Origin of the sequence: Spirosoma taeanense, from assembly GCF_013127955.1 — a bacterium.
Lineage (GTDB): Bacteria > Bacteroidota > Bacteroidia > Cytophagales > Spirosomataceae > Spirosoma > Spirosoma taeanense.
The window spans coordinates 1011881-1038045 of record NZ_CP053435.1; the positions used below are offsets into that span (position 1 = coordinate 1011881).

Annotated in this window: 19 protein-coding genes; 10 read left to right on the plus strand and 9 right to left on the minus strand. The window is 54.7% G+C overall.

What is annotated here, in order from left to right:
• The first annotated feature begins 185 nt into the window (after nucleotides 1-185).
• On the plus strand, nucleotides 186-395 hold the full coding sequence (locus HNV11_RS04330; protein ID WP_240163761.1) for a hypothetical protein: 210 nt from the start codon (nucleotides 186-188) through the stop codon (nucleotides 393-395).
• A gap of 39 nt (nucleotides 396-434) precedes the next feature.
• Here HNV11_RS04330 and HNV11_RS04335 read toward each other — a convergent pair whose 3' ends face one another.
• Both HNV11_RS04335 and HNV11_RS04340 read right to left on the minus strand, forming a co-directional pair.
• Complete coding sequence (locus HNV11_RS04335) at nucleotides 435-2651, minus strand: penicillin acylase family protein (RefSeq protein WP_171738496.1); 2217 nt, start codon at nucleotides 2649-2651, stop codon at nucleotides 435-437.
• 53 nt (nucleotides 2652-2704) lie between these two features.
• On the minus strand, nucleotides 2705-4297 hold the full coding sequence (locus tag HNV11_RS04340) for an amidase (protein ID WP_171738497.1): 1593 nt from the start codon (nucleotides 4295-4297) through the stop codon (nucleotides 2705-2707).
• Nucleotides 4298-4751: 454 nt separating this feature from the next.
• Between HNV11_RS04340 and HNV11_RS04345 the strand changes: the two genes are divergently transcribed.
• Nucleotides 4752-5447, plus strand: coding sequence for a hypothetical protein (locus tag HNV11_RS04345; RefSeq protein WP_171738498.1), 696 nt, complete (start codon nucleotides 4752-4754; stop codon nucleotides 5445-5447).
• A 73-nt stretch (nucleotides 5448-5520) separates the two neighbouring features.
• The gene (locus HNV11_RS04350) at nucleotides 5521-6114 is read left to right on the plus strand and encodes a YbhB/YbcL family Raf kinase inhibitor-like protein (RefSeq protein WP_171738499.1); all 594 of its coding nucleotides are present in this window, start codon (nucleotides 5521-5523) and stop codon (nucleotides 6112-6114) included.
• Nucleotides 6115-6128: 14 nt separating this feature from the next.
• Here the strand turns inward: HNV11_RS04350 and HNV11_RS04355 are convergent, their stop codons facing one another.
• Entirely contained in the window at nucleotides 6129-6902 is a 774-nt protein-coding gene (locus tag HNV11_RS04355; RefSeq protein WP_171738500.1) for a DUF2490 domain-containing protein, read from the minus strand.
• A 388-nt stretch (nucleotides 6903-7290) separates the two neighbouring features.
• On the opposite strand from HNV11_RS04355, the gene HNV11_RS04360 reads away from it, so the two are divergent.
• From HNV11_RS04360 to HNV11_RS04375, 5 genes are all read left to right on the plus strand, one after another.
• Nucleotides 7291-10161 carry a TonB-dependent receptor gene (locus HNV11_RS04360; protein WP_171738501.1) on the plus strand — a complete coding sequence of 957 codons (2871 nt, stop codon included), beginning with the start codon at nucleotides 7291-7293 and terminating at the stop codon, nucleotides 10159-10161.
• Between the two features lie 167 nt (nucleotides 10162-10328).
• The gene (locus HNV11_RS23895) at nucleotides 10329-10766 is read left to right on the plus strand and encodes a carboxypeptidase-like regulatory domain-containing protein (RefSeq protein ID WP_240163763.1); all 438 of its coding nucleotides are present in this window, start codon (nucleotides 10329-10331) and stop codon (nucleotides 10764-10766) included.
• Between the two features lie 5 nt (nucleotides 10767-10771).
• On the plus strand, nucleotides 10772-13183 hold the full coding sequence (locus HNV11_RS04365; protein ID WP_240163765.1) for a TonB-dependent receptor domain-containing protein: 2412 nt from the start codon (nucleotides 10772-10774) through the stop codon (nucleotides 13181-13183).
• A 134-nt stretch (nucleotides 13184-13317) separates the two neighbouring features.
• The gene (locus HNV11_RS04370; protein ID WP_171738502.1) at nucleotides 13318-14601 is read left to right on the plus strand and encodes a Gfo/Idh/MocA family protein; all 1284 of its coding nucleotides are present in this window, start codon (nucleotides 13318-13320) and stop codon (nucleotides 14599-14601) included.
• 146 nt (nucleotides 14602-14747) lie between these two features.
• Nucleotides 14748-15179, plus strand: coding sequence for a hypothetical protein (locus HNV11_RS04375; RefSeq protein ID WP_171738503.1), 432 nt, complete (start codon nucleotides 14748-14750; stop codon nucleotides 15177-15179).
• Between the two features lie 44 nt (nucleotides 15180-15223).
• Here the strand turns inward: HNV11_RS04375 and HNV11_RS04380 are convergent, their stop codons facing one another.
• The 6 genes from HNV11_RS04380 to HNV11_RS04405 all read right to left on the minus strand — a co-directional run bounded on the left by HNV11_RS04380 (nucleotide 15224) and on the right by HNV11_RS04405 (nucleotide 23378).
• Nucleotides 15224-16450, minus strand: coding sequence for a S8 family peptidase (locus HNV11_RS04380; RefSeq protein WP_171738504.1), 1227 nt, complete (start codon nucleotides 16448-16450; stop codon nucleotides 15224-15226).
• Between the two features lie 56 nt (nucleotides 16451-16506).
• A complete protein-coding gene (locus HNV11_RS04385) occupies nucleotides 16507-18195 on the minus strand; it encodes a hypothetical protein (protein WP_171738505.1) in 1689 nt (562 codons plus the stop codon).
• A 203-nt stretch (nucleotides 18196-18398) separates the two neighbouring features.
• Complete coding sequence (locus HNV11_RS04390) at nucleotides 18399-19670, minus strand: replication-associated recombination protein A (RefSeq protein WP_171738506.1); 1272 nt, start codon at nucleotides 19668-19670, stop codon at nucleotides 18399-18401.
• Between the two features lie 142 nt (nucleotides 19671-19812).
• Nucleotides 19813-20412, minus strand: coding sequence for an RNA polymerase sigma factor (locus tag HNV11_RS04395; protein ID WP_171738507.1), 600 nt, complete (start codon nucleotides 20410-20412; stop codon nucleotides 19813-19815).
• Nucleotides 20413-20513: 101 nt separating this feature from the next.
• Complete coding sequence (gene ade / locus HNV11_RS04400) at nucleotides 20514-22226, minus strand: adenine deaminase (protein ID WP_171738508.1); 1713 nt, start codon at nucleotides 22224-22226, stop codon at nucleotides 20514-20516.
• A gap of 3 nt (nucleotides 22227-22229) precedes the next feature.
• On the minus strand, nucleotides 22230-23378 hold the full coding sequence (locus tag HNV11_RS04405; protein WP_171742062.1) for an acyltransferase family protein: 1149 nt from the start codon (nucleotides 23376-23378) through the stop codon (nucleotides 22230-22232).
• 235 nt (nucleotides 23379-23613) lie between these two features.
• Between HNV11_RS04405 and HNV11_RS04410 the strand changes: the two genes are divergently transcribed.
• Both HNV11_RS04410 and HNV11_RS04415 read left to right on the plus strand, forming a co-directional pair.
• Nucleotides 23614-25290 carry a UxaA family hydrolase gene (locus HNV11_RS04410; RefSeq protein ID WP_171738509.1) on the plus strand — a complete coding sequence of 559 codons (1677 nt, stop codon included), beginning with the start codon at nucleotides 23614-23616 and terminating at the stop codon, nucleotides 25288-25290.
• A gap of 77 nt (nucleotides 25291-25367) precedes the next feature.
• Nucleotides 25368-26141, plus strand: a complete 774-nt coding sequence (locus HNV11_RS04415; protein ID WP_171738510.1) for an SDR family NAD(P)-dependent oxidoreductase — start codon at nucleotides 25368-25370, stop codon at nucleotides 26139-26141.
• Nucleotides 26142-26165 lie beyond the last annotated feature (24 nt).

The window sequence follows — 26165 nt, forward strand, 5'->3', positions numbered from 1 at the left end:
ACATATTATTATACGCAATATTGTTAAACTATAGGCTGCTCATTTCTAGTAGCTTATAGTTTAGTGTAATGCTTTGCTATACATTTGCGGTCAAATGACTTACAAAGTACTAACAATATACAATTGACCCTTTTGACATAAGCACTGTGCCGCGAAAAATTGCAGTTACTTTACTGATCGGTCGTGTGTGGGACATAGTCGGATTCCCTGACTATTTTTTCGGGGACGACAACCAGTTGTACCGCTATGATTCGAGAGGGGCCATTCGTGAAAATAAACGAATTGTCGTAGGCTATACGCAGGGCTACTCATTGAAAGGCCGGTTCTATAGCCTTTCGCAACTTCGTCCACTCCTCCGGCGGCATGGGGTAACGGCTCAACCCGAGGGGCTTTGAAGGCTTCGGGTTGAACGGTTCATGGAAACCATTTTCAGGCTATTTCTCGCCCGGATGATAGGTCTTCTCGACGTGTTTTTGTACGTCTTCGGGGTAGAACCAGACGTCTTTGAACTGGCCCTCGCAGTAGAGCGGAGCCTGGTCGGTGAAGTGTTTCGAGCCGGGTCGGCTGCTCTGGCCGCCCGTAACGACAGATCGGGCTTTGACCCGCTTACCAAACTCTACCACGGCCACGAAACTATTACCCACGCTGCCGTAGCGTTTTACGGTGCCGGGGTAGGTGCGGGCCGCAAAAGCCGCCAGCGATCCCCAGGCCGAGGACGTAAAGGCCACCGGAATACTGGGCTTCTGGTCATCATAGACTTCCTGGATGTTGCCGGTCAGGCGCTGGTAGCGGTTGATGTCGCCCCATGGCGTTTTCCAGGTGCCGAAGTCGCGCGTCAGCTCGGTCATAGCGTCGGTCAGGGCCGCTACTTTTTCCTGCGGGGAGGTCTTGTCAATCGTAAAGGCAGTCAGGCTCAGGTTGTCGAATCGCTGGTCGGTGGCTGCGCGGCTGCGGGCTAACCGCTGGATGCGTTCACCCCAGTAAATCGCCAGCGTCTGGGCAATCGACGATTTACTATAGCCCCGGTCCCAGTCTTTCAGAATCTGGATGGCTTCCGACAAATCTTTAGAAGCGTTGGCGGTCGTTTCGGCGGTCGTCTGATACGCACTCAATAAGGACGGCAGCAGGTCGTCGAAAGCGGCCAGGTGCGGATCGTTGGCGGCTGCAATCAGCGTATCGAGCGTAAACACCGACTTCCGACTGAGTACCCGCACGGCGTTGATGCCCCGGTAGTTCTCGGCGTCGGGGGCCATATAGGCCGGAAACTTGCTCTTGTCCGGACTGCTGTTGCCCGATACCGTAAAGGGCGTAGCGTTGCAGTTCTGAATCCAGCCGCTGGCCGGGTTACGTACCTGTACAATCTCCTCAACCAGATGCAGGCCCTTCCAGTCGGTGGCGGGGTTGCTGCCGTCAACGGGCTGGTTCCAGTCGAACTGCGTGTCCCGGCGGGGCATGAAGTTACCGTGCCAGTAGGCAATGTTGCCGTCGCGGTCCGCAAAGACGGTATTGTTCGACGCATTTCCGTTGAGCTTCATCACCTTTTTGAAGCTTTCGTAGCCGGTCGCTTTCGTGCGCAGGTACGACTGTTCCAGCGCATTCAGGGGCGTATTCATCATCGCTACGGCAAGCCACTTCCCGTCCTTCTCACCCGCAATGGGACCGTGGTGCGTGAAATACATCGTAAACTCTTTCGAGGCCATACCCTGAGCCGTTTTATAAGGCAGGCGGATCGTCTGGGTCCGAACGGGTTTGAGTGCGCTGCCGTGCCGGTAATACAAGGCGTTGCCTTTTTTCTCAATCGTCTCCAGGTATTCGTCCATCGAGTCGGCATAGCTGGAGGTGTGCATCCAGCCGCAGTTTTCGTTGAAACCCTGGTAGATGAAAAACTGCCCCCACGTAACGGCGCCGTAGGCGTTCAGTCCCGCCTGACTACTCATGTGGACTTCCGACCGGAAATAGAACGAAGTGTGCGGGTTAATCAGCAGCAGGGCATTTTTGGTTGCGCTTTTCGCCGGGGCAATTGCAAAGCCGTTCGAGCCGATCGACTCCCGCTCGTAATGATTCACCTCTTTCAGCCAGGATGTTGATTTCCGTTGCTCGTAGAAATCCTTGATCCGGTTGATGGGCACCACGCTGATATTCCCGCCAATGCTGCCCTCGCTGAACAACAGCGGCATCCAGGGCCGAAACCGGGTCAGGAGTTTAGGCTTTACGTTCGGGTGGGTGTAGAGAAAATAGTTCGTGCCGTCGGCGAAGGCATCCAGCAGGCTTTTCATCCAGGCCGGACTCTTTTTGTAGATGGCAATGGCCTGGGTTGAATCCCCAAACAGCCGCGCCCGCAAATCATGGTACAGGGCCGATTCACCTTCGACTTCGGCCAGGCGGCCAATAGCGTCCAGGTAATTCATCTCAACCCGGTCGAAGTCATCTTCGCATTGGGTGTACAGCAGCCCGAACACTACGTCGGCGTCCGTCTTACCGTAAATGTGCGGAACGCCCCAGGTATCGCGGGTAATGGTAACCTGCTTGGCCCGTTGCTGCCAGCGGGTAATTTCCGGCTGGCTGAAGGGCTGCGCCTGGATGGTGTTCAGATTCAGAAAGATGATCAGGCTACAAACAAAACCGACCAGGGAAGATAGCAAACGAGTCATTGACTGGAGTAGGTGATGAAACAGAAACTGGGTTATGATAACTGGACCGGCCTTTACCGAACCGTCATCGAAAATTGTTTGGGCGCTACGCGGTGATGAGTACCCTGCTCATAGGCATACGTCAGCCGGATTAAGGTCGGCTCGTCGAACAGTCGGCCCAGAAACTGAAGTCCGGCGGGGAGATTGCCCGTCGTAAAGCCCATGGGAACTGTAAAGGCAGGCTGACCCGTTGCCGGGGCAATGAGCTGGCTGTTGTCGCCTTTATAGCCTTTGGCGTCGCCAACCCGCGCGGGCGGGTAATTCCAGGACGGGTAGATCAACGCATCTACGTGCTGCCGGTCCATCTCGGCTTCGATCGCTTTCCGGAAGGCAATCCGCAGCAGGTCGGTGAAGGCGTCGCCACAGGGAATTTCGGGGTGGTTTGCCCGACCCGTATGCGTTTGCTGGTAGGTGAGCCGGTCGCGCACCAGATCCGAATAGCCGCCGACCCGAATCACATCGTCCAGGGTTTTCAGCGTATCGCGCTTCACGAAGGTCTGGAGGTAGGTTTCCAGATCAGCTTTGAATTCGGCGCACCACTGATTGGCCCGCAGCGTATCGAAATCCGGCAGCGTTACCTCAACGACCTGCGCACCCATCCGGGTCATGTCGGCAATGGCCTGATCGAAAAGCTGTTTGATTTCCGGGTGAATGTTCCGGTCGCTCACCTGGCGCAGCACCCCGATACGCGCGCCTTTCAGGCCGTCTTTACGTAGGAACTGAGTATAGTTTTTAGGGATTTTACCCTGGCTGTATTTGGTAATGGGGTCATGCGGATCGTAGCCGGCCGTAACCTCCAGCAGCCGAACGGCGTCTTCGACTGTCCGGCACATGGGGCCACCCACATCGTTACGGGTGTAAAGCGGAATAATGCCGTACCGACTCACTAACCCGAGCGAGGTCCGGAAACCTGCCAGGGCGTTATGCGACGAAGGCCCCCGGATGGAGTTGCCCGTATCGGACCCCAGACCAACCGCGCCCAGATTAGCGGCTACTGCTGCCGCCGTGCCCCCGCTCGACCCGGCCGGTACAAAGGCCAGATTGTATGGATTCAGCGTTTCGCCCGCTATCGAGCTTTGTGAGTGCATGGGCGTAAAGGCCCACTCGGCCATGTTCGACTTGGCCAGGACGATAGCGCCCGCTTCACGGATTTTCTGAACCTGATAGGCGTCTTCGGTGGGGGCGAAACCTTTCAGCGCGATGGAGCCGCCCGTGGTCTGCAGCCCCTTTGTGTTGAAATTATCCTTTACAATAACCGGAATGCCGTGCAGTGGGCGCAGTTTACCGGTTTTCCGAAACTCGGCATCCAGCGCGCGGGCCGCAGCGATGGCTTCCGGATTGATGACGATAATGGAATTGAGCTTAGTCGACTGGTCAAAGGTCTGGATGCGTTCGAGGTAAGCCCTAACCAGTTGTTCGCTCGTCAGCGACCCCGAACGAAACGCCCGGTGGATGTCGCTGATGGTGGTTTCCAGCAACTCAAATTTGTTGGTGGGCGACGCTTTTGACGGAACCTGCGCCTGCGCTGAAAGCAAGCCGATCAGGTTGAATACTACCCAAAAGAGAAAGAAGCGAAACGAATGAAAATAAAGGGGAAATCGCTGCATACCGAATCAGACGAACAGGTAATTGTATGGTAAAAATACACGTTTCGGCATGCCGCGGGCTATGAACGCCTTATTTAGACTGTATTTATGTGGCTTATAGGGCGATTCCAGAAATTAGTGTAAAGAAAGACAGAACGGTGGCAAACGGGAGGGAGAAGTCATTGAGCACCTGACGTAATTCCTGGGTAGGTGCTTCTGCTTTTAACCGTACCATCAACGGGCATTCTCCAGCCGAAATGATCGATCCAGAGTTAGCCAGAAAGCCGTAAAAGAGAATTTTTTAGTCAACAGACTTCTTACAGTTCGGCTGGTGACTTGATCCTGATTTTGTTTACGTTACGGCTTTGTTATCAGCCATTTGTTCTGTATATTTACCTTCCGATAACAATCAGCAACCATACTAATGAACGCCGGTTAACTGGCTTCTGGCTAGCCACCTGGCGTCCTCAACCGCATGAAGCGAGGACGTACTAATCCGAACCAACTCCAGATTGATTTCCTGGCGGCTTTCCGCCGAATGCTCGTTAGTCTGGGCAGCCCCGACAATCTGCCCGTCAACGAAAGTCTGTTTATGCGCATGACCGACCAGTGGGAAAGTACCCGCGTCATGCCGGCAGATTTGCTGTTTCATAAAAGTCCCATCGAAGCGGTCGTTTTCCGGCTGCAAAAGGCCGACCGCGACAGCGGAGCCGATCGGCTGCGGTTTCCCGATGAGATGATCGCCGGCGAAATTCGGGGTGAGCAGGGCCTGACGGGTTTTTCGGCCAAGTTCCGCGAACAGGGCTGGATCATCCTGCCCGCTGAGCTTTCGGCCATGTACAAGAATCTGTTCCTGAACATTCTGGCGGCTTCCATTGGGCTGGAATACCTGTACCCGTCCCGGACGGAGTTGCTGGCCGAAGCCGAGCGCGTGGCGCTGGCGGCCATGCTCCCCGAAGATGAGGTACGTAAATTCTTTGGCCTGCGGCTGTCGAAATTCCCCGACAGTTTCCGCAGCGAGGTAGCCAATTACTTCAACCTGCCCTTCGATTACGTGCTGAAACGCGCCAATCATCTTGGCCTGGTTTCTGAGCAGGTCATTGAAGAGTCGCGTAGCCAGTCGATTCGTTCAACTCCGCTGCGTCGTCCGCAAAGTAGTCGGGCCGCATAGATCGGCGACATACGAAACTTTATTCATAAACAGTCGGTTAAGTGCGCGTCGTACGTTAACTGGCTGTTTTTTTATGCGTTTGTTTCTGCGAATCCTGCTAGGGGTGGTGGTAATAATCCTCTTACTGGGAATGGTGCTGCATTTCCGGGCGAAGGGGCAGCGGGAAGGCGAAGAAGCACAGCTATCTACCCTTACAAAGAATATCACTGTTTCGAGTCGTTCGTTTTCCGCCGGTGGTACGATGCCCGTCGAATGTACCTGCAAAGGGCGCGAAGTGTCGCCGGGTCTTACGTGGGAAGGAAACCAGGCCGGGACAAAAGCCTACGTAATTCTGACAACGGACTACGACGTACCATCGCCCGCTTTCCCTGTTTTCAATCTGATCCATTGGGTTATCTACAACCTGCCCGCGTCCGTTCGGAGTTTACCCGAAGCCGTTTCGGCCGAGCAGGTAAAGTTGCTGGGTGGAAAGATTGGCAAAAATTCAGCCGGCGATCAGAAATACATCGGGCCGTGTCCTCCCTTTGGCCGACATGCCTATGTGTTTCGGGTGTATGCCCTCGATACACCCTTATCGCTTGCCGACGTTCCGACCAAGCAGGACGTGCTGGACGCTATGCAGGGCCATATTCTGGGCTATGGCGAACTGAAGGGCTATTTTCAGTAAGATTTTCTCCACACCTACGATTTCTTACGCAGGTCCAGGCTGTGGTATAAGAATACCCGCAGCGTATGTTTATTCTGGAAGCGGTTTCCGATGGCTTCCTGCTGAAAGACATTCTGGTAGCCCGCCTGTGCCCGAAACTGCTTCGAAAAAGGATAGACGAGACCCAGAAACAGCCGGTTCTGGTCGAAATGATTGTAAACGATTCGTTTGCCGGCCTGTATCCATAATTCATTCTGCAGCAGTATGGCCGGAACGCCCGGCCGGGTTTCGTCACCCCAGAGGGGAACCTGTCCCGAGACCATCACCCTAAACCGCCAGTTGAAAGTATAACCCGGCTGCAACTGGCCGTTTTCGAGAACGCCCCGGAATCGCTCTTCAACCCGCACCCAGTGGTTGGTTTCAATTCGGCCGTGCTTTCCTTCCCAGTTAAGTTGCTGCCACGGCCGGTGTTCAGGCTGAACATCGTTTTGGGGCTCAGCGGGATAAAAACGGGCGTAGGCATAACCCGCCATCAATCGAGCGTCGTCGGAGAGGTGATAAACGACCCCCGGCCTGAAAATGAGCGTAGCCCAGCGGTCCATAAAATCCGTCCGGCGAGCCTGCACGTCGAACCAGAGTCCCCATTTATCGGAAAGCCGGGTCTGATGATAGAAAGCCGTCCAGACCTGGTTCGACGGCTGAACCACTTTAGGTACCTGGGCAAACGCCTGATTCAATAACAGTTGGAGTAAACAGCCAGCCCACCCGGCAATTAACTGATAGCTTGTTTTCGGAAGAAAGGATCTCATTGCCGCTTGAATAGCATCTAAAGGTTGTGCTGACCTTCTTTGTTCAGAACCCAGCGGAAATTCTACTCTTGAGCAAGTGAGGCAGACCCGATTCTTACAAACCAGTTGCGAATTTCTCCACGCTTCGTACCAACGTTAGCGTAACAGAAAATAACTAGTGTCAGTACTCACGAGCGGGGAGAAAATTAAAAATTGACTGATTACGGGAAAGAGTATCGGTTAAACAGGATAATAAGCCTATCACGTTACTTTTTTAGGGCTTCGTTTGGAAGTAAAGTGCTGAGAGTACTTTATTTGCAAACCCTACTTATTCAATAGATTATAACTACTAATAGTCTATCTAAAACCGGGAGTATAGGGAGAATTACTCTCAACACTGTATTGTCCAATGAAAAATCGTCTATTTGTAAGTCAGTTCATCGGCCTATTGCTGCTGATTTCTATCCGAGGCTTTGCGCAGGATGAGCTTATTTTATTATCGGGCCGGGTCGATGACAACGAAACGCACCAGCCCATTCCCGGTGCGGGCGTCCTGATCAAAAATACCGTAGCCGGCACGATCACCAATGAGCAGGGCGAATTTGCGCTCAAAACAAAAGCGAAATTTCCCTTTACGCTGGTCTTCCAGGTCATCGGTTACGCGCCCAAAGAATTAGTCATTGAGCGTCCGGGCGACAAAATCACGGTATCGCTCAATACCCAGGCGATTCTGGGCAAAGAGGTGGTCGTAACGGCCTCGCGCGTGGAAGAAGATATTCTGAAATCACCGGTAGCCGTCGAGAAACTAAGCCTCCGGGTGCTGAAAGAAAGCCCGGCTCCGAGTTTCTACGACGCGCTGGAGAACGTAAAAGGCGTTCAGATGACGACGTCGAGCCTTACGTTTAAGGTGCCCAACACGCGGGGTTTCAATATTCCGAACAACTTCCGTTTCATGCAGCTGGTCGACGGTGTCGATATGCAGGCCGCTACGCTGGGTGTACCGCTGGGCAACGCTATTGGGCCAACGGAACTGGATATTGAGAGTATCGAGATTACGCCCGGTGCGGCTTCGGCGCTGTATGGAATGAATGCCATCAACGGTCTGGCAAACCTGCAAACCAAAAATCCGTTCCAGTACCAGGGTATCAGCCTGTACCAGAAAACAGGCGTCAACCATGTGGATGGCATCGACCGGGACCCCTCCATACTGACCGAGTCGGCCGTTCGGATTGCAAAAGCGTTCGGGAACAAGTTTGCCTTCAAACTGAATTTCAGCTATCTGCAGGGAACCGACTGGCTGGCCAATACGCAGATCGACCAGAACCCGCAGCGGCTTAATTCGGCCAACCCACGTTTCCCTGAACTGTCGGGTGCGAACAATCCGGCGGCTGATCTGTGGAACCGCTACGGCGACGACCGCAGCTCGCGCTCAACCATCGCAATTCTGTACGGCGGAAAAACCGAAACCTTCAACGTCAGCCGCACGGGGTATTACGAGAAAGACCTGATCAACCCAACCGTGCGGAACCTGAAGTTTGACGGCAGTCTGCACTATAAACTCAACGAGCACGTCGAACTGTCGTACGGCTATCGGTACGGTCTAATGGACGGTATTTTTCAGCGGGGCAACAAGATTCAGCTGAAGGACGTAACGGTGCAGAACCACAAGCTAGAGCTGCGCGGAGCCGACTTTCTGGCGCGGGGCTACATTCTGCTCGAAAACACGGGTAAATCCTACAACCTGAACCCGCTGGCCTATAACCTCGACCTCAACAACGGTTCAAACAGCGCCTGGGCGGGCCGATTCCAGAAAGAGCTGCAGACGCAGGTAAACAACGGAACCGATCTGGCAACGGCCATGACGCTGGCCCGCGCGGCTGCCGACAAGGGCCGGGTGGAACCGGGAACGCCCGCGTTCGATGCGCTGAAAAACACCATTGTCAACACGAACAACTGGGACATTGCCGTTAACGTACCCGGCGCACCCGCAACAGGCGGGGCGGCTCTCTGGCAGCGCAGCAATACCTACCACGGCGACGTACAGTGGAACCTGCGCCGACTGGCGAAAGTGGCCGAGATTCTGGTGGGGGCCGATTACCGGCGTTACGAAGTAATTCCGGATGGTAACAACTTCGTTGATTTCTCGAAACCGCTAGACCTGCGGACCACACCGGGCGGCAACAATCAGATATATACGAAATACGGGACGTTTGCTTCAGCAACCAAACTGCTGCTGAACGACAAACTGAAAGTATCGGCATCGGTGCGGGTAGATAACAACCCCGAGTTCTCCCCAAAGGTAAATCCGCGGCTGGCGCTGGTGTACACAGCCGCCGAAAAGCACAACATCCGGTTCTCCTACCAGAATGGTTATCGCTTCCCGTCACTGTTCGAGGCCCTGTCTTTTGTTAATAACGCCGGGGTTCGGCGCGTCGGTGGACTGGCGCGGGTTAACGAAGGGCTGGGTTTCCTCGAAAACTCGTACACGCTGATTTCCCTGGACAATTTTACGGCTGGCGTCAACGCAGACGTAGCGACCGGTCTGAGCCGCAACGATGCCGCGCTTAAAAACCGCAACCGGTTGGTTGTGGCTAACCTGAAACCCGAACAGCCCGAACACATCAATTCGTTTGAGGTGGGTTACAAGAGTGTGCTGGCCAACAACAAGCTGTCTATCGACGGCGAAGCGTATTACAATGTCTACCGCAATTTCCTGGGACAGGTCGAGGTAGCCGTACCGACGACGGATAAAGTGGGGACCGACGCTGCGGTGCTGGACATGCTGACCCGCGCGAAGCAGGTGCGCTACCGGGTTTATTCAAACGCTAAAAACACCTACAACAGCTACGGCGCGACGCTGGGGCTGACCTATAACTTTTACCGGAAGTTTGTGCTGTCGGGGAACGTAAACTACAACAACATGGCGTCGAATGCCTCGCCCGATGTGTTTGTCACGGGTTTCAACACGCCTAAATACGTAACCAACATCAGCTTCGGTAACCGGGAGGTAATCCGGAACGTAGGGTTCAACGTGGTATGGCGCTGGCAGGATAGTTTCCTATGGCAAAGCCCGCTGGCCGACGGCGTTGTGCCTGCTTACCAGACCGTTGACGCGCAGGTAACCTACCGGCGGGCCGTTGGTGCGTCGCCCCAGCCCAAGCTTTCGTTCAAGCTTGGCGCGGCAAACGTGTTCAACAATCGCTACATTCAGTACGCTGCCGGGCCAACTATCGGCGGACTGTATTATCTGGCCATAACCTACGACGTAACCCGTTTCTAATCAACTGAAAACAGGCGCTGGCTGCCCCTCCGTATCGCAATGATACCGGAGGGGCAGCCAGCGCTTTATTTAGGCTATAGGCTGACAGGAGCATCATTCAGTTTTCGTGATTTTTGTCAACCTTTGCATCCAGCAGCCAAGGAGTAGCGCTTTACCAACACGGACTTATGAGAAACTTTACGTTAACACTTTTCCTCACACTGACTTCGCTGGCGGTCTGGGCGCAGACGAATATTGCCGGTCGGGTAACGGACGAGAAAGACCAGCCGCTGGCGGGCGTAACGATCCTGATCCAGGGTACAAACACCGGAACGACGACGCAGGCCGACGGACGGTTTATTCTGGCGACGAACATGCCCCTGCCTCTTACGCTGAGTATTTCCAACATAGGCTACGGGCGGCAGGAAATTACCGTTCGCGGGAATAACTTCCGAAGTATTGAGGTCAAACTGACGGAAGAAGCGATCATGAGCGACGAGGTCGTTGTGTCGGCGAGCCGCGTACCCGAAGACATCCGGAAAGCCGCCGTAACCGTCGAGAAGCTCGGCCCCGACAGTTTGCCAACTCCCCGGCGGCCAGCCCGTTCGATGCACTGCAGAACGTAAAAGGTGTGGATCTGCTGACCCAGAGCCTGACGTTTAAATCGGTGAATCTGCGCGGGTTTGGCGCGAATAACAACAACCGGTTTCTGCAGCTGACCGATGGCATGGATAACCGCTCACCGGGTCTGGGCTTTGGTTTTGGTAACGTTGCCGGTATTTCGGATCTGGACGTTGAAAGCATCGAACTGATTCCCGGTGCGTCGTCGGCGCTTTACGGGCCGGATGCCCTGCAGGGCCTGATGCTGACAACGAGCAAGAATCCGTTCACTTACCAGGGGCTGAGCGCTCAGCTGAAAATCGGCGCCAATAACTTCGGTAAACCCAACTTCGGGCCTAAACCGTATCTGGACTATGCCATCCGGTACGCGCAGCAGCTCGGCACCCGCTTTGCCTTTAAGGTGAATTTTCAGCGGCTGACCGGTACGGACTTTATTGCCGACGACTACAGCGACCGCTCGACGCGGGCCCGAACCAACTTCTTTGCTATTGACCCCAGTCGGGGCGGTATTGCGACCGGCATCGGTTACGTCCCCAATAATAACCCCAACACCAATTTTGAGTACGACGGGGTGAATCTCTACGGCGACGATATCAATGCCGGGGGCGCTTACCGGTTTCCGGCCAACTATGCCAACGCCCTGCTGCAGAATAAGCTGGTAACCCGAACAGGCTATACCGAATTAGACGTCCTGGGCAACAACGGGAAGGTGTTTAATAACCGTGCCAATGTGTCACTGCATTACAAGCTGTCGGCCGATGTCCAGGTGTCGCTGGGCTGGTACTACGGTGAAGGGAATTTTATCCGGACGGCGGGTTTCCGCGAATACTTTCCCGACTATAAGCGGAACCAGTTCAAAGCCGAAATTCGGGGGGACTACTTTTTCTTACGGGCTTATACCACCCAGCAGAAGGCCGAGGGCTGGAACATTGGCCAGACGGCCACGGCCATTAACAATACCTGGAAGCCGCTGGAGCAGTGGGCCTCGGAGTTTGGGCAGGTATATATTGAAAACAAAGTGGGCGTGAATCAGGCCAGGATCGAAGCCGACCGGGGCCGGTATGCGCCCGGATCGGCAGAGTTTAATCGCGTACGGGATCTGTATGCCGGTACTTATAACACCGACTTTATCCCTGGCTCGACTACGACGAAAGGACTCCGATTCCGCGACAATTCATCCCTGTACCACTACGAGGGCATGATTAATCTCTCGGACCTGATTGGCGTGGCGGAGGTGATTGCGGGCGGCAGCATCCGGCGCTACGCCCTGAACACGGGCGGCACGGCCGTTACGCTGAAAGCCGACGGCTCGGAATACACCATCAATGAAACCGGCGCCTATGTGCAGGTCGCCAGAGAACTGAAGTTTGGCGAAACAACGACGCTAAAGCCAACCGTAGCGGTTCGGTACGATAAAAATCAGTATTTCAAAGGTGGCTTTACGCCCCGCGCATCGGCGGTGCTGAGCGTTGGTGTGCATAATTTCCGGGGATCGTGGCAGAGCGCCTTCCGGAATCCATCGCCGGGGCAACTGTTCGCCGTGCCAGCCGCCGGAAAAGGGGGTGAGGTGGGCGGTTCTAGGCTGGCTGCGGAGTCGGCTGGTCTGTTCAGCAACCCGGCTTATCTGGACAGCGACATAAAAGACTTTACGGCCGGTCGCATCTCTGAAGCCCAACTGCGGAGCCGCGCCTACGACCCGACTAATTTTACGACCGAAAAAATTAAAACCTGGGAAATTGGTTATAAAACGCTGGTGCAGAACAAGCTGTACGTGGACGCTTTCTATTTTCACAGCCAATACACCGACTTCATTGCGGCCCAGAGTTTTTACCAGTCAACCAACGGGCGCATTGCCGACTTTAGCTCAAATAATTACCGGACGCTGCAGGTTAACTTCAACAACCTGAATAAAATATTCGTGAATGGATACGGGCTGGGCGTCGAGTATGGGCTGGGCCGGGGCTTCACAGCGAGCGGCAATTACGCCCGTCAGGTCGGTACCGTAACGCTACGCGACGCGCAGGGCAACATTATCAAAGACAATGCCGGCAACGAGATCATCAAGCGCCGGATGAGCAATCCGGAAGTATCGCAGAAAGGGCGTAACTTCTTTATCTCCCCCGAGAACCGCTACAACATTAGCCTGACAAATACGCGGCTGACCGACCGGCTCGGGGCCACACTGACCTATCGCTGGACGGACCGGATGTGGGTCGAGCAGGGGACCACGCAGGGAGATGTCTGGCTGCCCTCATGGAGCAGCGTAGACGCGCAGGTTTCCTATCGGGTGCCAATGTATAAGTCGGTCGTTAAACTGGGAGGGACGAACATCCTGAACCAGTACTATGCGCAGGGCTACGGCCTGGCCCGGATTGGCGGGCTCTATTACGTCAGCGTTACCTTCGATGAACTAATGCGCTAACCGTCCGATCGGGTCGGGAACGATGCCTCTAATTAGGGAGTAAATCAGAGGCTTAGGCCTCTTTTTTATTGACCGCAGGAGTCGTTGCCGTTCGGGTAAACTCGCTTTTGCGGAACGTCCTAAACCCTGCTCACATGACGGCTCCACTCAATCGCCGGGAATTCCTGAAACAAAGCAGTGCGGCTGCGCTTGGCTTAACCATACTACCCGGTCTGAAACGTAAAGTCGCTCCCAGCGACCGCCTGCGGGTAGCGCATATCGGCCTAAACGGCATGGGAACCAATCACCTGAACTGGTTCGCCAACCTGCCCGAAGTCGAGGTTGTCGGTCTGTGCGACGTGGACGAAACGCACCTGAACAAAGCTCTGGCTACCCTGCGGACGCTGCATCCCGATACCACGGCCAAAACCTACGCTGATTTTCGCTACCTGCTCGACCGGCCGGATATTGACGCGATTACCTGCGCAACCCCCGATCATTGGCACGCCCAGATTGCCATTATGGCGTTTCAGGCCGGGAAAGACGTATACGGCGAGAAACCGCTTTCCTTCAGCGTTCGGGAGGGCCAGCAGATGCTGAAAACGCTCAACCGCTACGACCGGATCTTTCAACTGGGCACCCAGATTCACGCGGGCGATAATTACCACCGCGTGGCCGAGATTATTCAGGCCGGTTCAATTGGCAAGGTGCATACAGTGCGGCTTTGGAAAACAGGGTTTCCACCCGTGCTTGGTCCGGCCCGGTATCAGACGCCCCCCGCTACCCTGAACTGGGAGATGTGGCAGGGCCCCGCGCCGGTGTCGCTCTATACACCCGAGCGGTGCCATGTCAACTACCGCTATTTTCTGGACTACTCGGGCGGAGTGTTTCAGGATTTCTGGTGTCACATTGCCGACATTGTCTGGTGGTCAGTTAATCCTACCGGGCTGAAAACCATCCGGGCGAAAGGCGAGGCCCCCGAAGGCATTGCCGATGCACCCAAATGGATTGATGTGGACTATGAATTCGACGGCCTGAACCTGCACTGGACCAGTACGCCACCCAACGTGCCGGGCGCGGAGAAACGGCATATCGGCGCTTACTTCGAGGGCGACAAGGGAACGCTGCTGTGCGATTACAATACCCGCGAAATCACGATCAACGGCGTCATGATGGCCGATGTGCCCGACGTCCCTATTACGCTCGAACGGTCGCCGGGCCATCAGCAGAACTTTGTGAATGCCGTCAAGTCACGTAAACAACCGGAATCGAATCTGGCTTACGTCCGGCAGATGACCCTGCCCATGCATCTGGGTTTGATCGCCTATCGGCTCGGACAACCGCTGGAATGGAACGCCCGCAAGGAAAAATTTAGACACAATCCCGAAGCCAACGCTTATCTGTCGCGCACCTACCGAAAAGAATGGAACCTGATGTAACGCCGTTTATTTATCTGCTTATTAGATAGCCTAACTAGTAGAAAAATGTAGCTCAAAATTATTTAGTCAATCTTTTAGTTAAAAGTAGTGTAGATATATAGTTCATTAGTTAACTTTCGTAGCCAAAAGGGAACTCTTATACGGCTATGGGTAAAACGCTATTACTGGTTGCTCTACTCTGGTTTTGCGCGGTCGCTACGGGTAGGGCGCAAACTTCCGCGAATCTGTTTAGTCATCGGGTAAATTACGTGCCGGAAGACAAGGAGGGCGCAACCTCTGCCGCCAGGCTGCCGGAAGAAGTTTATGCAGGTGAATCGACAACAGCACCAGCTCCGAAACTAAGTGAGGGGCGCTACCGGCTCTGGTGGTATTCGCCAGATCGGGGGCAGGTAGCCGTGCAGCTCAGCGACCTGAACGGCCGGATGCTGGTCGAGCAGAACCACGCTGTACGGGCCGGCACGAATACCCTTGAACTGAAACTGGGTGCGTTCCCCATCGGGAGCACGTATATTCTTCACGCCCGGCAGGGTGCCCAGGGACGAACGTTTAAGGTGCAGATAGAGCCACAGGACAGGTAAAGGCTAAGCAACCGGCCAGACTGCCTAAACGCGTGGATAACCGCTCACCTGATTTTGACAACGGCTATTGGATCGGGGGTCTGGTCCCGGTCGCGGGTAACATAGCCTTTCGTAACCACCTTGCCGCCACTCGCCATGAGTACAGCCGTCATATAAGCCGCCGACATGCTGGTTCCCTGCGGATAGGTATTGTATCCACCGGCTTTATAGGTAGAACGGCTGTCTTTGCCGGGCGTAGCATAATCAATTGGTGGATTTCCGGAGCACGATACACCCAGAAAAACACCCTTGTTGTCATGCGCTGAAGCGGTAAACAGATTTGGTGCGTTGGCGCGGGCCGGGGAAATCTGATTTGCGTCCTTGTTACTACCCTCCTGGGTATTGCCGGCAGAAATACCAACGAATGCGCCCGTCTTCTGGGCCATGTTAATAAACGCAGCATCGACGGCATCGGAGGATTGAACGCCTACGCTGGCATTCACTACGTCGCCCGGACGGGCATGGGCCGCTACAAAATCAGCACCTGCAATCAGGTTTGACGCTTTGGCATCATTGCCCGTATGACCAACTTTTATGGGGATCACCGTTGCGCCGGCTGCTACGCCAACCGTGCCGATGCTGTTGTTTTTAGCCGCAATGATACCCGCCATATGCGTACCGTGGCCGAGTGCATCGTCGAGCGAACCGGCTCCGGGTCCGCTTGTGAACACGTTATAACCACGGGTTGAATCAACGTTCAGATCAGGATGGTCGAGGTCGATACCATGATCAATGATCCAGGCAACGGCCGTCCCTTTGTAATCGATGGGTCCGCCGACATAGGTTACGCCCCAGGGAATTACCTGTTTAGGCTGGGTAGCCGAGGGTTCAACCAGGCCGCTGCTTACCAACTGGTCCACAAACCCAACCTGATCCACTTCAAGGTAAGCTACGCGCGGGTCGTGGCTCAGCCGTTCGGCTTCAGCAGGCGTCAGGCGCGCTGCAAAGCCTCTCAGGGCGGTTCCATAAACCTGCTCGATGTTATCGGAGTTAATGGCCAGCTGCTTTAGAAACTGGCTGGTATATTTACGGACGGCGGTTAGCCGGTTGGCGTAAGTGTCAACAAAACGACCGCCAGCCAGGGGGTCGGTTTTATAAACGACAATGTAGTGCCCAGCAAGCCAGATAGTGGGCGTAGTGGGAATGTTTGTCGTTGGCTCAGTGGGCCGACATCCGGCCAGCAGGCTGATTAAAAGCGACAGGACAACGATGGAAGTACGGGAAATCTTCATGTGGACAGAGAAAGAATAAGATGAATGAAGGTCTGAATATAGAAAAAGTCAATCGGTCAATCCTGAGTAATCGCCCGCTGATTCGGCAAATAGGCCTGTTGTATATTTTTCCGGGGACGACGCAGCAGGATCCGGTGGTGCGGTCGGGTATCGGGTTCAATCCGCCAGACCGAGCGTTCCGGATAATAGTCCAGAATCGCCCGGTTCAGACTGTCACCGCGGTCAGCAGCCCAAACCACGGACTGGCTGTCAATATCGGCTCCGTTATACACAAAGTCCCAGATGGTAGCCACGTGGTTCGGGTCATAATCTACCAGTATGAGATGTCGGCCTCCGTCTTCGGTCAGTTCCTGCTGATGAATCGGACGCCAGAGCATTGGCCCGCTCATCCGGATAAGGAAATCGTAACCCAAAAAGACGAATAGCGTGTGAGCCACGCAGAGACTGGGAAGCAGCAATCCAACCCGTAAATAGTGTGGTAAATAAGAAAAACCACGCGTAACAATTCCTGCCAGCACAACGATCACGGGTGAAACGTAATGCGGGGTTTCAAAGCTGGTAATGGCAAATGCCAGTATGGGCAGCACCAGCATCGCAAGCAGCGTTAAGTCCAGCGCATTTTGTCCAAGCGGTTCTTTCCGCCGGAACAACCAGTACAGCAGAGGCAGCCAGTAAGCAATGCCAAACAGAATACCGCCATATATTTTGGCCTTCTGAACCAGCGCTCCCAGATAGCTGCGTAAACTCGTTCGTCGTTTGAAATAAACTTGGGTTTCATAATCATGTACCTGTTTCATCTCGGGCCGACGGATCACCGGATTTTTTCCCGGCTGCTGAATCAGCAGGGGCCTCGATACTTCATACTGATCGTAATAAAGCGTATAAGGCAATTTTGTGGGCTGACCGGTAATCTGATAATTATAGGTCATCAGCAACAGGCCGCCCAGCCCAACCACTACGCCTGTTGCCGCAATAACCGACCAGCGTCTTGACCCCAGCAGCAGAAAGGCAGGCACTAACGCCGTTGCCAGCCCTTCAAACGGGCGGCTAATGGCCAGCAGACAGGCACCAAGACCCATGATTACACCGTACTGTAGACCTGCCGGGGCTGGCAGCTGACGAAGATGGAACCAGCTCCCAACCACTAAGGCCCCACCCAGCATGGAAACTGGGCCGCCCCAGTACATCTCGCCAAACAGCGGAAGCAGGTGCCAGTGAGCGCCAATAGCCATGCCTCCCAGCAGGGCCGCTGCCGGAGAGGCTATCGCCCGCAAGGCCCACCAGATAGCCAATGTGGCCATGCCGTAGCCCAGCCAGACGCCCGCCATCGGAAAGTTGACAAGCAGCCGGCCAATCAGAAGGAGTAAAGCCTGGGCGGGTGGGTACTTAGAGACATATATCGGATGAACAACAATGTGGGAACTCTCAAAAAAAGGCCATAACGGATGAGACGGGTTGACTAGCCGGCCATGGGCGAATGTATCGGCTGCAAGCAGGTTGCCGAACTCATCATTCAGCAGCGGAAACGGGTCGATCAGAAGGTAGATGAACGTCAGCAAAAACAGGCACCAGAGCGACAAGAGCGCCCCCGCCCGAACCGGTTGGCGGGCGATTTGCTCAAATCCGCGCCAGATTACCTGACCTAACTGATATAGACGGCTTTCGACAGGCAGATAGCGGACAAAAACCGCTACCAACGCAATCAGCAGTCCATGGATCAGATAAAACGTAAGTGTAGCCCCCATTCCAATCAGTTTGGATTAGCATGACGTTATACAAATGCTCATTAGCTAATCTGTTGATTATACGGATGTTACATCTGTATTTACAGGGGGCTATACTAATTCTATCCGAATAGTTTAGCAAGCGGATTTACTGGGCGGAGGTTATGGATATGTTTTTGGTCAACAACTCAACTGATTAAGCACGCTTTACTAGCTTTATGGTCTCAATACCCATACCATTCGCCCCACCACTTCTGCAGGTTCCGGCGGATTTCGGCTTCGCGGGCGTTCTGGCCGGGTTCGTAGAGTTTTTGGCCTTTCAGGTCTTCAGGCAGAAAGTTCTGCAGCGTAAAATTGCCTTCGTATTCGTGGGCGTACTGGTACTCGTTCCCGTAACCAATCTGCTTCATAAGCTTCGTCGGCGCGTTACGTAAGTGCAGCGGCACGGGCAGGTGGGCCGTCTGTTCGGCTAGGGCAATGGCGTCGTTGATCGCTACGTAACTCGCGTTGCTCTTGGGCGAAGTCGCCAGATAAACCGCCACCTGCGACAGAATAATCCGGCCCTCAGGCATGCCAATGGCTTTGATGGCCTGCACCGCTTCCGAAGCCATAATCAGGGCAGTAGGGTTGGCGTTGCCAATATCTTCTGACGCCAGAATCAGCATGCGCCGGGCAATGAACACCGGATCTTCGCCCGCCACGATCATCCGGGCCATCCAGTAGAGAGCTGCGTTCGGGTCGGAGCCGCGCAGGGACTTGATAAAGGCCGAAATAATGTCGTAATGCTGCTCGCCTGATTTATCGTAACGGGCAATGTTCTGCTGGGCTACAGTTGTTACGACCTCGTCCGTAATGAATAACGGTTCGGTCGATACGTGCGCCGAGGCTACTAATTCGAGCAGGTTCAGGAGTTTACGGCCGTCGCCCCCCGATAGCCGCAGCAGGGCATCGTAGGATTCAATCTGAATCTGTTTTGACTGAAGAAACGCATCCTGCGCAATCGCCCGGTCAACTACCTGAATCAGTTCTTCGCGGCTGAGCGCTTCGAGGATATACACCTGGCAGCGCGAGAGCAGGGCGCTGTTCACCTCAAACGACGGATTCTCGGTAGTGGCTCCGATGAGTGTAATCTGTCCTTTTTCGACGGCCCCGAGCAGGGCATCCTGCTGACTTTTGTTGAAGCGGTGAATTTCGTCGATAAAGACCACCGGAGGAAACATACCCGAAGGTCGGCTCAGCACGTCGCGAATCTCTTTAACCCCGGAGTTAATAGCGCTGAGAGCTACAAACGGTCGCTTGACGGTTTCGGCCAGCAGCAGAGCCAGGGTTGTTTTGCCCACGCCCGGCGGTCCCCACAAAATCATGGAGGGCAGCCGCCCGGCGTTAACAGCCCGGCGCAGCGCACCCATAGGGCCAATTAATTTACGCTGGCCAATTACATCGTCGAGGGTGCGGGGGCGAACCCGTTCGGGTAGGGGCGTTGAGTCCGTATTCATCCGGCGAAGTTACCCGAATGGCGGGGTATGCGCAACTGATAGCCGCCGGTCTGGCTACTATATCGGCTGCGGGTTTATACCAACAGAAAGCCCGGTAACTGGAGAGCTACCGGGCTTAGATCAGGTTTAGGAGTAGTCAGGGTTAAAGAGAAACGCTCTCTGGGGTAACGTACCGCTTAAGGTTGCTCATTGCACCAAAGATCAGGTTATAGACCGATTGAATATTGATCTGCATCAGAGCCGAAATTTCTTCGTTGCTCATGTTCTGAAAATACCGCAGGTGAACGGCTTCACGCTGACGGCGGGGTAATTTTTCAAGAGCCTGATGCAGGCATTCATTCATAAAAGAATCTTCTTCAAAGGCAATCAGCTGGTTCTCGTGCGACGGATCAGCGCCGGGGAGCGTATCACCGATACGCCGGCCATTGGTGATGTCGTCCTGACTGACCAGCTTCTGCTCGGCGGTCAGGTGACGAACCAGTTTCCGTTTGATGGAAGCCATCAGATAAAACCGGACCGAAGTTGTCGGGCCGATGGTTGTCCGATGTTTCCACAATTCAACGAACAGGTCGTGAATGCAATCTTTAATCAGTGCGCGGTCGGTAGCAAAGTGGGCGCAATAGTGGTAAAGGGTTTGAACATAGTTTTGATACAAGCGAGCGAAAGCGTTTTCATCACCACCTCTGAATAGGTTCCAAAGCGTTTCATCATCCGGGCCGGACTGGGTACGAGAACGGGGCATGAGTAGGTTAGGTAAGGGTTGAGGATGCGATTCAGCTCTGTAAACTTACCGATAAATAATTGAATTAAAAAAGGTAGTTAAAATAAAATTTTTTTGTGGGCTTATTTCACAATTTGAAGAGGGGTAAATATGAATCGATTTCCGTTGAACAAACCGCGGTCGCTGAGCTTTAAAGAAGGTATCACCAGCAAAGCCATAAAGGACAGTGTCATATAGGGCGCAGCGAGGACACTCCCCAAATTTGCTTTGGCAAACTCGTCGAGCAACGTGTATTGGGCCGCAATCTCATACCCATCCGTGTCCGTCATCAAACCGGCAACGGGCAGCGGCAGCAGTTGTTCGTCGGCTGTGGTAGTCAGATGCAGGAATGTTCGTCGGCTCATCAGCTCGGAGTCGTGTTCGTGAGGAGCCGTTCCGGCCACCGCCGACAGCCCACCGCCGGCCTCAATAACCAGATTAACGGCCCGGCAGATACTGGCGTCGTCGCAGCCTACCGCCGTGATGTTGTGGGAGTCGTGCCCCACCGATGAGGCAATGGCACCCTGTTTCAATCCAAAGTTTTTAATGAAAGCGACCGCCGGGGGCATATCCTCATAACGGTTAACGACAGCGAGCTTGAGCAAATCCCGATCCACGTCCGGCACGAGCTGGCCGTTTTCAAGTTTCGGCTCCAGGTGCAGTTCGTTGGTGATCAGCTGGCCATCGAGCGCTTCAATCACGCGGATCAGGCCCGTCGCTTCACCATCTGTGGAAGCCGGGACGATAAACTCGGCGGGTTCTTTCGGGGAGCAGTTGAACTGATTCAGGGCTGCACTGCGCAGATCCGGAATCCGGGATTGACCATCTTCAGCTACGATCTCACCATTGATAACCGTTTGCCGAACCCGGAAGCTCTGTAAATCTTCGACCAGAATATAATCGGCCGGGTCACCCTCGCGCAGCAGACCCACCGGCAGCCGGTAATGCAGAACCGGGTTCATACAGGCCGCCCGCAGAATGTTCCAGAGCGAATGGCCCTTTGCCCGCGCACGCACCACCAGTTGATTAATATGTCCCTGGGCCAGAGTATCGGGATGCTTGTCGTCCGAACAGAACATAATCTGAGTCGGAAACTCGCTTAGCAGCGGAATCAGAGCCTCGAAGTTACGGGCCGCGCTGCCTTCACGAATCAGGATGTGCATACCCCGCCGGGCCTTGTCCAGACCTTCTTCAAACGTAAAGCACTCGTGATCGGTTGTAATACCGGCGTCGATGTAACGTTGCGCGTCTTCGCCGGTAAGACCGGGGGCGTGGCCGTCAATGGGTTTGTTGAAAGCATTGGCCAGGGCGATTTTGGCCATGACCTCGCCATCCTGCTGCAGCACACCCGGAAAATTCATCATCTCGGCGAGGTAGCCAATCTCTTTCAGACCGAGCAGATACCTGACGTCGCTGACGCCAATGGTGGCCCCCGCCGTTTCGAAAGCCGTTGCCGGGACGCATGAGGGCGCGCCGAACATAAATTTAAACGGAACCCGTTTGCCTTCCTGAATCATATACTCAACACCCGGTACGCCCAGCACGTTACCAATTTCGTGAGGGTCTGATACGGTTGCGACCGTGCCATGCACCACGGCCAGCCGCGCGAACTGGGGCGGGGTAAGCAGCGAGCTTTCAATGTGAACATGGGCATCTACAAAACCCGGCAGCAGATAAGGCTCATCCGCCCGCTCGGGCCCGAGTCGTTCGAAGCGGGCAATCCGTCCGTTCTCGACGGTCAGGGTGCCGTAATAAATTGTCTGGTCGAAAAGATTCAGAATATTGGCCGTGGGCATAAATCAGATACGGATGAAAAGTTTTCGGCGGTACATCCACCAGAGAATCAGATAAAAAACCGCCAGCGTGGCTATACCAATCAGCAGGGGTTCATAAACCGGGCCAAACACCTGAAACGGACCGTGACCAAGATGAATATAAAAGGAGTTAATGATGAAGCGGTCAATCAAATGCACCAGGCAGTAAATGGCAATGGAGTTCATGCCGATCACCACGAGCGGGAAGGCCCAGCCGCGTTTGTCGGCTCTGTCGATCAGGGCGTAGAACCCGGCCAGCAGCCAGCAGCACCAGCCACCGCTGAACAAAACCCAGGCCGGCGTCCAGATGCGCTTGACTACGGGGCAGATGCCCGTCACCTGCAGCATAAGTCCCAGCGTAATCCCGGCAGCACCGGCAATGAGTAATCGTTTTAGGACGGCGTTATGCGCTAGTCCGGCGCGCAGCCAGCGACCGACCTGGAGGCCCAGCAGCATCGTGCCGAGGGTCGGGATAAAGCTAAGCGTGGCGTAACCGCCCCCGTTAAACAGGAACGGATGTTCGCGCGGGAACAGGTTCAGAAACCATGTATCAAACGCCCAGGCGAGGTTGCTGTTTTTGTTGAAGTGAACCATCAGACCCGTATAATGCTCCGGCCAGTTGGCTGGTACGCCTACGGCGGTATAATCGAAATTTGGGCCGGGGGCTGGGTAGAGAACGAAAGCCAGCCAATACAACACCAGAATACCGGCAAAGGCAATCCAGCCGGTGCGGGGTCGGGCGTAGCCCAGCAGAAATAAAAACGGGTAGCCTAAACCAATCTGCGACAGCGTATCCTCGAACGTAAAATAGGTCTGGCTGGCGTGGATGGAACGTAAAAAAACGCCCAGCAAAACCAGAATCAGCGACCGCCGGAGCGCGTGAGCGAACTGATGACCAAATGAATGCCCCTGGGTTAATCGGCTGGCGAGGGAATAAGGCAGAGCAACACCCACCAGAAACGAAAACGACGGCTGAATCAGGTCGTGCAGCGAACAGCCCGCCCATTCGACATGACTTTGGTGATAGGCCAGAAACGCCCAGAAGGCGCTGTCGGGAAAGGCCTCGTGTAACTTATGAAACTGCAGCAATTCGGCTGCCATCAGAAACATGACAAAACCCCGGTAGGCATCCATCGACATCAGGCGGCCGGCCAGGAAAGGGCCCGATTGAGCGGGCAGAGCCGACGCGTTGGCCGACCGGACGCCGGTTGGGTTTTCGGGCAGAGGAAACGACATGAGCAGGCAGGGTTTGGGCGTCAAAAGTTGGGAATGCCGCCCACATTCGCAAAAGAGTTGGATTAAAGTTTTTGCCAACAAGTGGTATATTTCGGTCTGTCACGTCTCTTTACTGAAAACCAGATATCCAAGAATGCCTGCCCGCGTATTGAAAGTCCACCCCGCCGATAACGTCATCGTCGCCCTGCGCGATCTGTCGGCCGGGGAGCAAATCGAATTCGATGGCCAGACCTACGTACTGCCGTATGCCGTAGGGGCTAAACATAAATTCGTCACCGAAGACCGCCAGCCCGGCGATCCAATCAGGATGTATGGCGTGCTGGTGGGTAAGGCTACCCGGCCCATCCAGCGGGGTGAACCCATCACGACCTTTAATCTCAAACACGACGCCGATCGCTACGGCCTCGACAAAAAACAGCCTTACGCCTGGCTGCCGCCCGATGTATCGCGCTGGCAGAATCGCACCTTCATGGGCTATCACCGCGCTGATGGCAGCGTTGGGACCCGTAACTACTGGCTTGTGGTGCCGTTGGTGTTCTGCGAAAACCGCAATGTGTTGATTTTGAAGGACGCTTTCGAGCGCGAACTGGGGTACGCCCAGCCCGAAACGTACCGCGAACAAGTGCATGAACTCCTGAGCCTATACCGGGCGGGCGATCTGGACGTCATTAAAAAGATGCAGCCGTTTGTCGATGCCTCGCAGAATCGGACGTTACCCCAGCCTAACCCAACGAAAGCGAACCGGCCCTTCAAAAACGTTGACGGGATCAAGTTCCTGACGCATGAGATGGGCTGTGGCGGCACCCGGCAGGATTCGGCTTATCTGGGCTCGCTGCTGGCGGGGTTCATTAACAACCCGAACGTAGCAGGTGCAACGGTGCTGAGCCTGGGCTGCCAGCACCTGCAGGCCGACACGATCGAAAATGAAATCAAGCGCCAGAATCCGAAGTTCAATAAACCTCTGCTGATATTTGAACAGCAGGCCGGCACCGAATATGCTCTGATGGCGCAGGCGGTGAAAGAAACGTTTCTGGGCCTGATCCAGATCGACAACGTTGAACGGCAGCCCGCTCCGCTGAGCGCATTGACTATCGGACTGAAATGTGGTGGTTCCGATGGCTTTTCGGGTATTTCTGCCAATCCGGTGCTGGGTCAACTGTCGGATATTGTAGTTGGGCTTGGTGGCAAAACTGTGCTGGCCGAATTTCCTGAACTCAACGGCGTGGAGCAGGAACTGATTAATCGCACGCCCGACACAGCCAAAGCCCAGAAATTCATTGACCTGATGGGCAGCTATTCCGCTTCGGCCGAAGCCGTTGGGTCGGGTTTCGATATGAACCCGTCGCCGGGTAATATTAAGGATGGTCTGATTACCGACGCTATCAAGTCGGCGGGAGCCGCCAAAAAAGGCGGGACCGCCCCCGTTGCCGATGTACTGGACTACGCCGAACCCGCCACCACGCCCGGTCTGAACCTGCTCTGCACCCCCGGCAACGACGTAGAAGCGACGACGGGCATGGCCGGGTCGGGTACCAACGTCATTCTGTTCACGACTGGTCTGGGAACGCCTACGGGGAATCCCGTTTGTCCGGTCGTGAAGATTTCGACCAACACGGTCCTCCAACGGCGCATGCCCGACGTCATCGATTTTGACAGCGGCCCCATTATCGATGGCGAGCAAAGTATTGAACAAAATGCCGATGCCCTGCTGGAGTACATTGTCCGGCTGGCTTCGGGCGAAGAAATTACCCAGGCCGAACGGTTGGGGCAGGACGATTTTATTCCCTGGAAACGGGGGGTATCACTTTAACTAAGCGAAGCGCGAAAGCAAATGGGGCTGTTATCGCTCATTCAGTTTTCGCGCGTTCATTCTTTCGCCCTATAAACATGTTTTCACTTAAAAACAAAACGGCTCTCATTACCGGCGGAGCCAGTGGAATCGGGTTGGCTATCGCTAAAACGTTTGCTCAGGCCGGGGCGTCCGTCCACATTCTGGACCTCAACCAGGATCAGGCTGAGCAGGCCGCAGACGACATCCGGCAGGCGGGGGGCCAGGCTGCGAGCCATGCCGTTGACGTATCGAATCAGCAGCAGGCCATTGATGTTGTCGGCCGCATTGCCAGTCGGGAACCCATTCATATTCTGGTCAATAACGCGGGGGTATCGCATATCGGCACCGTTGAAACCACAACCGAAGCCGACTTCGACCGTATTTTCCGGATCAATGTTAAAGGCGTTTACAACTGTCTTTACGCGGTCATTCCGCACCTGAAAGCTAACGGTGGTGGCGTTATTCTGAACATGGCTTCGGTGGCCGCAACGCTGGGTTTGTCTGATCGCTTTGCGTACTCGATGAGTAAGGGTGCGGTGCTGACCATGACGCTATCGGTCGCAAAGGATTACCTCAACGACAATATTCGCTGCAACTGCATTTCACCCGCGCGGGTGCATACGCCCTTCGTTGATGGGTTTCTGGCCAAAAATTATCCCGGTCGGGAAGCTGAGATGTTTGAAAAACTGTCGAAAACGCAGCCCATTGGCCGCATGGCTGAGCCCCAGGAAGTAGGCGCCCTGGCTCTGTATCTCTGCTCTGACGAAGCCGGTTTCATTACGGGAACGGATTATCCGCTGGACGGTGGGTTCATCCGGCTGAATAGCTGATGGAGTATGGCCGCCGGAAGATTT